This window comes from Nonomuraea bangladeshensis (genome assembly GCF_039529455.1).
GTDB classification, from domain to species: Bacteria; Actinomycetota; Actinomycetes; order Streptosporangiales; family Streptosporangiaceae; genus Nonomuraea; species Nonomuraea bangladeshensis.
Genome location: NZ_BAAAMV010000010.1, coordinates 538,223 through 544,891, shown reverse-complemented (window position 1 = coordinate 544,891; position 6,669 = coordinate 538,223). Strand labels below are relative to the sequence as shown.

Annotated in this window: 3 protein-coding genes; 2 read left to right on the top strand and 1 reads right to left on the bottom strand. The window is 75.1% G+C overall.

What is annotated here, in order from left to right; translation table 11 throughout:
• Nucleotides 1-131: 131 nt before the first annotated feature.
• Nucleotides 132-5,108: a WD40 domain-containing protein gene (locus ABD292_RS35130; protein WP_344215032.1), complete on the top strand. Its 4,977-nt coding sequence runs from the start codon at nt 132-134 to the stop codon at nt 5,106-5,108.
• Here ABD292_RS35130 and ABD292_RS35125 read toward each other — a convergent pair.
• Entirely contained in the window at nt 5,097-5,672 is a 576-nt protein-coding gene (locus ABD292_RS35125) for a TetR/AcrR family transcriptional regulator (RefSeq protein ID WP_344215029.1), read from the bottom strand. The two genes, ABD292_RS35130 and ABD292_RS35125, sit on opposite strands and share 12 nt — an antisense overlap.
• Before the next feature lie 96 nt (nt 5,673-5,768).
• Here ABD292_RS35125 and ABD292_RS35120 point away from each other — a divergent pair, with 96 nt between their 5' ends.
• Nucleotides 5,769-6,590 (top strand): SDR family NAD(P)-dependent oxidoreductase, encoded by an 822-nt coding sequence (locus ABD292_RS35120; RefSeq protein ID WP_344215027.1) that lies wholly within the window; start codon nt 5,769-5,771, stop codon nt 6,588-6,590.
• Nucleotides 6,591-6,669: the final 79 nt, after the last annotated feature.

The following is a 6,669-nucleotide window of genomic DNA, read 5'->3' as shown; positions in this document are numbered from 1 at the left end:
GTCGCGCGCCCGCCGCCGCGCCGACGCCGCCGACCCCGGCCGCCGCGCGGGCGCGGACGCGCCGCGCCCCGGTGACCGCGCCCGCCTTCCCGCCCGCGGCCGGCCCCGTGGGCGGGCGGAAGTCCGTCAGCGTGCTGCACATCGGCGGCCCCCGCTTCGGCCGGGCGTTGCCCGACCCCGGCGACCCGTTCACCCCCGAGGACATGCAGGCGCGCATCTGGGCGGACCTCACCGCGATGTACGACCGCGGCACGCCACGCCCCGACCTCATGGTCGTCAGCGGCGACCTGACCGAGTCGGGCAGTCTGCGGCAGTTCGGGCAGGCCACCAGGTTCGTCACCGACCTGCGGCTGCTGCTCGGGCTGGAGCCGCACCGGCTGGTGCTGCTGCCGGGCCCGCGCGACGTGACCAAGGCGGCGGCCAGCGCCTACTTCATGACGTGCGAGGCCGACGACGTGAGCCCGCAGCCGCCCTACTGGCCGAAGTGGCGGCACTTCGCCGGGCTGTTCGGCGAGGTCTACCAAGGGCTGGACGACCGGGTGTTCGACGGCGGGCAGCCGTGGACGCTGTTCGAGGTGCCCGATCTCAAGGTGGTCGTGGCGGCGCTCAACTCGACGATGGCGATGAGCCATCTCGAACGGGACGCGTACGCGCTGCTGGGCGAGGCCCAGGCGGCCTGGTTCGCCGAGCGGCTGCGGCCGTACGAGGAGGGCGGCTGGCTGCGTCTCGGCGCGATGGGCCATCCGCCGCGGGAGCTGCGGGACGCGCCGACCTTCGAGCGGCTGCTGGGGCACCGCCTCCACCTGCTCTTCCACGGCGGCCCCGGGCACGGAGGCGAGGGCCGGGTGGCCGCGCCGCGCGCCGGACGGCACCAGGTCGTCGAGATCACCCCCGACGGCATGCGTACGTGGCTGCCCGACGAGGGCGTGCCCGAGCGGGTTCCCGGCAGGTGGCGGGGCGCGCAGGCGACGTTCACCGGCCGCACCCTGGACGTGCCGCCGCCGCGGCCCAAGCCGGACGAGCGCGCGCCGAGCCCCGTCGAGCTGCTGCTCGACCGGATCGCCGAGGTGTGTGAGGCGCGCCACGAGCGGGCCAGGATCCGCCGCTTCCCCGCCCATCTCGTGGTCACCCACCCCGAGGACGGGTTCGTCCGGCAGCTGATGATCGGCGCGCACGTCGGCGAGGTGACCGAGGAGGCCGCCGACGCCTTCGCCCGGCAGGCGCACGCCGCCGGGCTGGCCGCCGAGCTGGTCTACCAGGGGCCGCCCGCGCCCCGCTGGATCCGCGACGACCTGATGCGGCAGGGGGTGCGGCTGCGCAGCTTCACCGAGTTCCAGGGCCTGCTCGACCTCACCGGCTACGTCAGCGAGCAGACCGCGCGGCTGGTCGGCGACCGCCGCTACCCGCCCGACCTGTACGTCCCGCAGCGCTTCCGCGAGCTCGACCGCCCCGGCGGCCAGGTCAGGCACGGCCTGACGGATGAGATGATGCGGCTGCTGGCCACCGACCACGGCCGTTTCCTGCTGCTGCTCGGCGATTTCGGGCACGGCAAGACGTTCGCGCTGCGCGAGCTGGCCCGGCGCATCCCGGCCGAGCTGCCGCACCTGACGCCGATCCTCATCGAGCTGCGCGCGCTGGACAAGGCGCACTCGGTGGACGCGCTGGTGGCGGCCCACCTGGCCTCGCACGGCGAGGAGTACATCGATCTCAAGGCGTTCCGCTACCTGCTGCGGCAGGGGCGCATCGTGCTGCTGTTCGACGGGTTCGACGAGCTGGTGACGCGGCTGACCTACGACCGGGCGACCGACCACCTCGCGACGCTGCTGGCGGCGGCCGAGGACAAGGCGAAGGTCGTGGTGGCCAGCCGCACCCAGCACTTCAAGTCGCACAGCCAGGTGCTCACCTCGCTCGGCGAGATGGTCGGGGTGCTGCCGCAGCGGCGGGTGCTCAGCGTCGAGGACTTCACCCGCGACCAGATCCGCTCCTACCTGGACAACCGGTTCGAGGACGGCGACGAGGCGCACGCCCGCATGTCGCTCATGGGCGAGCTCACGGACCTGCTGGCGCTCGCGCAGAACCCGCGCATGCTCTCCTTCATCGCCGACCTCGACGCCGACCGGCTGCGCACCGTGGCGCGGGCCCGCCACACGATCAGCCCGGCCCTGCTGTACGAGGAGATCCTCGGCTCGTGGCTGGCCTTCGAGGAGCGGCGGGCCCGGGTGCCCGGCTCGGCGATGGCCCTGACCACCGGCGAGCTGTGGCGGGTGGTGACGGCGCTGGCGCTGCGGCTGTGGGAGACGGGCGAGTCGCTGCTCGGCGTGGACGAGCTGACCGAGATCGGCGAGACCCTGACCGACCTGGCGGGCGGCCAGCTCTCGGCCGCCCACGCGGCGCACGCGATGGGCTCGGGCAGCCTGCTCGTACGCACCGAGGAGGGCATGTTCGGCTTCATCCACGCCTCGGTCATGGAGTGGCTGATCGCCCGGCACCTCGCGGCGGGCGACCTCGCCCTGCTGGCCCGCCACCCGCTGTCGTCGCTCACCGTGGAGTTCCTGTGCGACCTCGCGGACGTGCGGGCGCTGCGCGCCTGGGTGGCCGACCCGCCCGCCGGCGACGTCTCGGGCGCCAACGCCGTCAAGATCGCCGCCCGGCTGCGCACCCCGGCCCGCGCCGACCTGCGCGGCGCCAACCTCAAGGGCGAGGACCTGTCGGCCCGCGACCTGCGCGAGGTCGACCTCACCGGCGCCGACCTGTCGGAGGCCACGCTGGCTGGCACCAACCTGTCGCGGGCCGTCCTGCGCGGGGCCCGGCTGACGGGCGCGCGGCTCGACGGGGCGACGCTCGCCGGGGCCGACCTCACCGACGCCGACCTGTCGGGCGCGCGGCTCGCGCAGACCGACCTCAGCGACGTGACCGTGGCGGGCGCGCGCTGGCACCGGGCCGCGCTCATCAACGTCACCGGCACCCTGCCGCACCTCCCCGGCGCGGCCGTGGTGCCCGGGCAGCCGGTCGAGGTCGAGTTCGCCCCCGCCGGCATCGGCGTCCCGTACGGCTACCACTTCCAGACCAGCCGCCTGCCCGAGCCGATCGCCTACTCCCCCGACGGCGCCACGGTCGCGATCGGCGACGAGGACGGCGGCGTGCTGCTGTGCGCGGGCGGCGCGCCGGTGCGCACGCTCCAGGGCCACCGGGGCCGCGTCTACGCCGTCTCCTTCGCCGGCGACCTGCTGGCCACGGGCGCGAGCGACGGCCAGGTCATCCTGTGGGACGCGCTCACCGGCGAACGGCTGCGCACGCTGACCGGCCACGCCGACGGCGTCTGGCCGGTGCGCCTCAGCCCCGGCGGCGACCTCGTGGCGGCCGGGGGCGGCGACGGCGTCGTCCGGGTGTGGGAGTGCGCGTCCGGGCGCACGGCGCACGAGCTGGCCGGGCACCAGGCGCCGGTCTACACGATGGCCTTCGGCCGCTCGGAGCTGGTGACCGGCGACGCGGCGGGGGCCGTACGGGTCTGGGACCTGGCGAGCGGGGAGGTGCGGCACACCCTCGACGGCCACCGCGGGAGCGTCTACCGCACGCTGCTCAGCCCCGACGGCGCGCTGCTGGCCACCGGCGACGAGGCGGGCACGGTCCGGCTCTGGGACACCGGCTCCTGGCGGCTGCTGCACACCCTCACCGGGCACGCGGGCAGCGTCTACTGCATGGCGTTCGCGCCGGACGGCTCGCTGCTGGCCAGCGGCGACACCGCGGGCGGCGTACGGCTCTGGGACCCCTCGGGGCGGGCGATCGGCGTGCACACGACGCACGCGAACTCGGTCTACCAGGTCGCCTTCAGCCCCGACGGCGCCGTGGTCGCCTCCGGCGACTCCGCCGGTCTCGTACGCCTCCAGCCCGTGGGCGGCGGGCCACGGGTCGAGCTGACCGGGCACCGCAGCTCGGTGTGGCCGTTCGCGTACCGGCCCGACGGGCAGCAGCTCGCCACCAGCAGCAACGACGGCACCGTGCGGCTGTGGGACCCCCACACCGGCCAGTGCCAGCGGGTGCTGCGCGGCCACGGGCGGCGCATCTCGTCGGTGCGCTTCAGCGCCGACGGCACGATGCTCGCCACCAGCGGCAACGACGGCGTCGTACGCCTGTGGGAGCCGCGCACCGGGCGGCGGCTGCGCGAGTTCAGCGGCACCTCCGACCGGCTGATCTCCGCGCTGTTCTCCCCCGCCGGGCCGGTGCTCGCCACCTCCAGCAACGACGGCGGCGTCCACCTGTGGAACGCCGTCACCGGCGACTACGAGCGCGAGCTGCACGCCGAGACCGACCACGTGTGGGCCGAGGCGTTCAGCCCCGACGGCGACCTGCTGGCCACGGCCAACGACGACGACAGCGTCCGCATCTGGTACCGGCCGACCGGGCGGCTGGCGGTCAACCTGCTCGACCACCGGGGGCGGGTGCGCTCGATCGCGTTCAGCCCTGACGGCTCGTACGTGGCCACCGGCTGCGACGACAAGCTCGTCCGGATCTGGCACGTGGCCTCGGGCGGCCGGGTCGCCACCCTCGAAGGGCACACCGACCGGGTCTACTCCGTGGCCTTCTCCCCCGACGGGCGGCTGCTGGCGAGCGCCGGCAACGACGGGCGCGCCCTGCTGTGGGAGCTGCTGCCCGGCCAGCCCTGGCAGCCCCGGCTCGCGCGCACGCTCGGCGGCGACGGCGGGCGGTGGTGGGGCGTGGCCTTCGACGCCGCCGGCGCGCGGCTGGCGACCTGCGGCGACGACAAGCTCGTCCGGGTCTGGGACGCCGCGACCGGGCGGCAGCTCCACGTGCTGGCCGGGCACACCCGGCGGGTCTGGTCGGTCGCCTTCAGCCCGGCCGGCGACGACCTGCTGGCCAGCGCGGGCGACGACGGCGTGGTCATCCTGTGGGCGGGCGGCGAGCGGCGGGCGACGCTGCTCGGGCTGCCCGAGGGGTGGGCGGCGCTGGCCCCCGACGGCCGGTACAAACTGCACGGCGAGCCGGGCGGGCAGTTCTGGCACGTGATCGGGATGTCGCGGTTCGAGCTGGGCGAGCTGGATCCGTACCTGCCCGGGGTGCGGCAGGTGCCGCTGGACTCACCCTTCTGACGTGCCGCGCATGGGGCGGCCGAGGAGGGCGGTGGCCACGCTCTCGATGTGCGGGGCGAGGTCGGCGGTGGCCGCCCCGGTCAGCGCCGGGGTGCCGACGACCGAGCGCAGGATGCCGATGCCGACCAGCCAGGCGCTGAGCAGCTCGGCGCGCAGCTCGGCGTCCTCGCCCTCGGCCAGGTCGGCGAGGGCCCGGACGTAGGTGGCGCAGACCTCCTCGCGCATCCGCAGGCGGGCGTCCTCGTGGGCCGAGGACCGGAGCATGGCCACCAGCGGGTGCTCGCCGCCGTAGCCGGTCCAGTCCTGGAAGACGACCGCGCCGACCATGCGGGCGACCAGCTCCTCCGGCGGGCCGTCGTCGAGGAGGCCGGCCGGGAGGTCGGCGGTGACCTCGTCGAACAGGGCCTTCTTGGAGCCGAAGTAGCGGAAGATCAGGGTGGCGTCCACGCCGGCGTCGGCGGCGACGTCGCGGACGCTGGTGGCGTCGTAGCCGTCGCGGGCGAAGCGCAGCCGGGCGGCCTCCAGCAGCCGGGCCCTCGTGGCCTCCCGGTCCCTCTTCGCCATCGCCCCTCCTGAGTCATCGACTGTTGACATCCTAGCGGGCGCGCATGCTACGGTCCTTCAAGTCATCGAACGATGACTTGACGACGGGAGCGCGGCATGAGGACGTACGTGGTGGCGGGCGGCACGACCGGGATGGGGCGCGGCCTCGCGCTGCACCACCTGCGGACCGGCGACCGGGTGACGGTGGTCGGCAGCGATCCGGGCCGGGGGTGGGCCTTCCTCGCCGAGGCGGAGCGGCTGGGGGCCGGGGGGCGGGCCGCGTTCGTACGGGCCGACCTGACGTCGGTCGCGGAGAACCGGCGGGTGGTCGAGGAGGTCAGGGCCCGGCACGACGCCCTCGACGGGCTGATCCTCACCGCCATGCGGCACTTCGGGAGCCGCACCCTCACCCCGGACGGTTTCGAGGCCACCTTCGCCCTCTACTACGTCAGCCGCCTCCTGCTCAGCCACGGCCTCACGGACCTGCTGGAGAAGGGGGACCGGCCGATGATCGTGAACGTGTGCGGCGTCGGGGTCACGAAGGGCCGGATCCACTGGGACGACCTGACGCTCGGCCGCGGCTACAGCGGCGTCAAGGCGATGCTGCAGGGCGGGAGGGCCACGGATCTGCTGGGCGTCGCGTACCCGGACGTCCATCCCGGCGGGCGCACCCGCTTCCTGCTGCACCATCCGGGCTTCACCGACAGCGGCACCGGCAGCCTTCGCCAGCCCGCGCGGGCGCTCGTCCGGCTCCTCGCCAAGGTCGCCGCGCAGCCCGTGGAGAAGGCCATCGAGCCGATCATCGCGCTGATGGCGGACCCGCCCGCCGGGCGGCTGCTCGCCTACGACCGCCGCACCCCGGTGGACCCGTCGATCCCGACGCTCGACCCGGCCGCCGCCCGCCGCCTTTACGACCTGACCCGCCACCTCCTCGACTGAACGCCCCATTTGCCGCGATTGCCGCGCCCGGTCGCCGGACTGTGGGAGGATCCTGGGCTAGATCGTTTCGGTGGCGCGG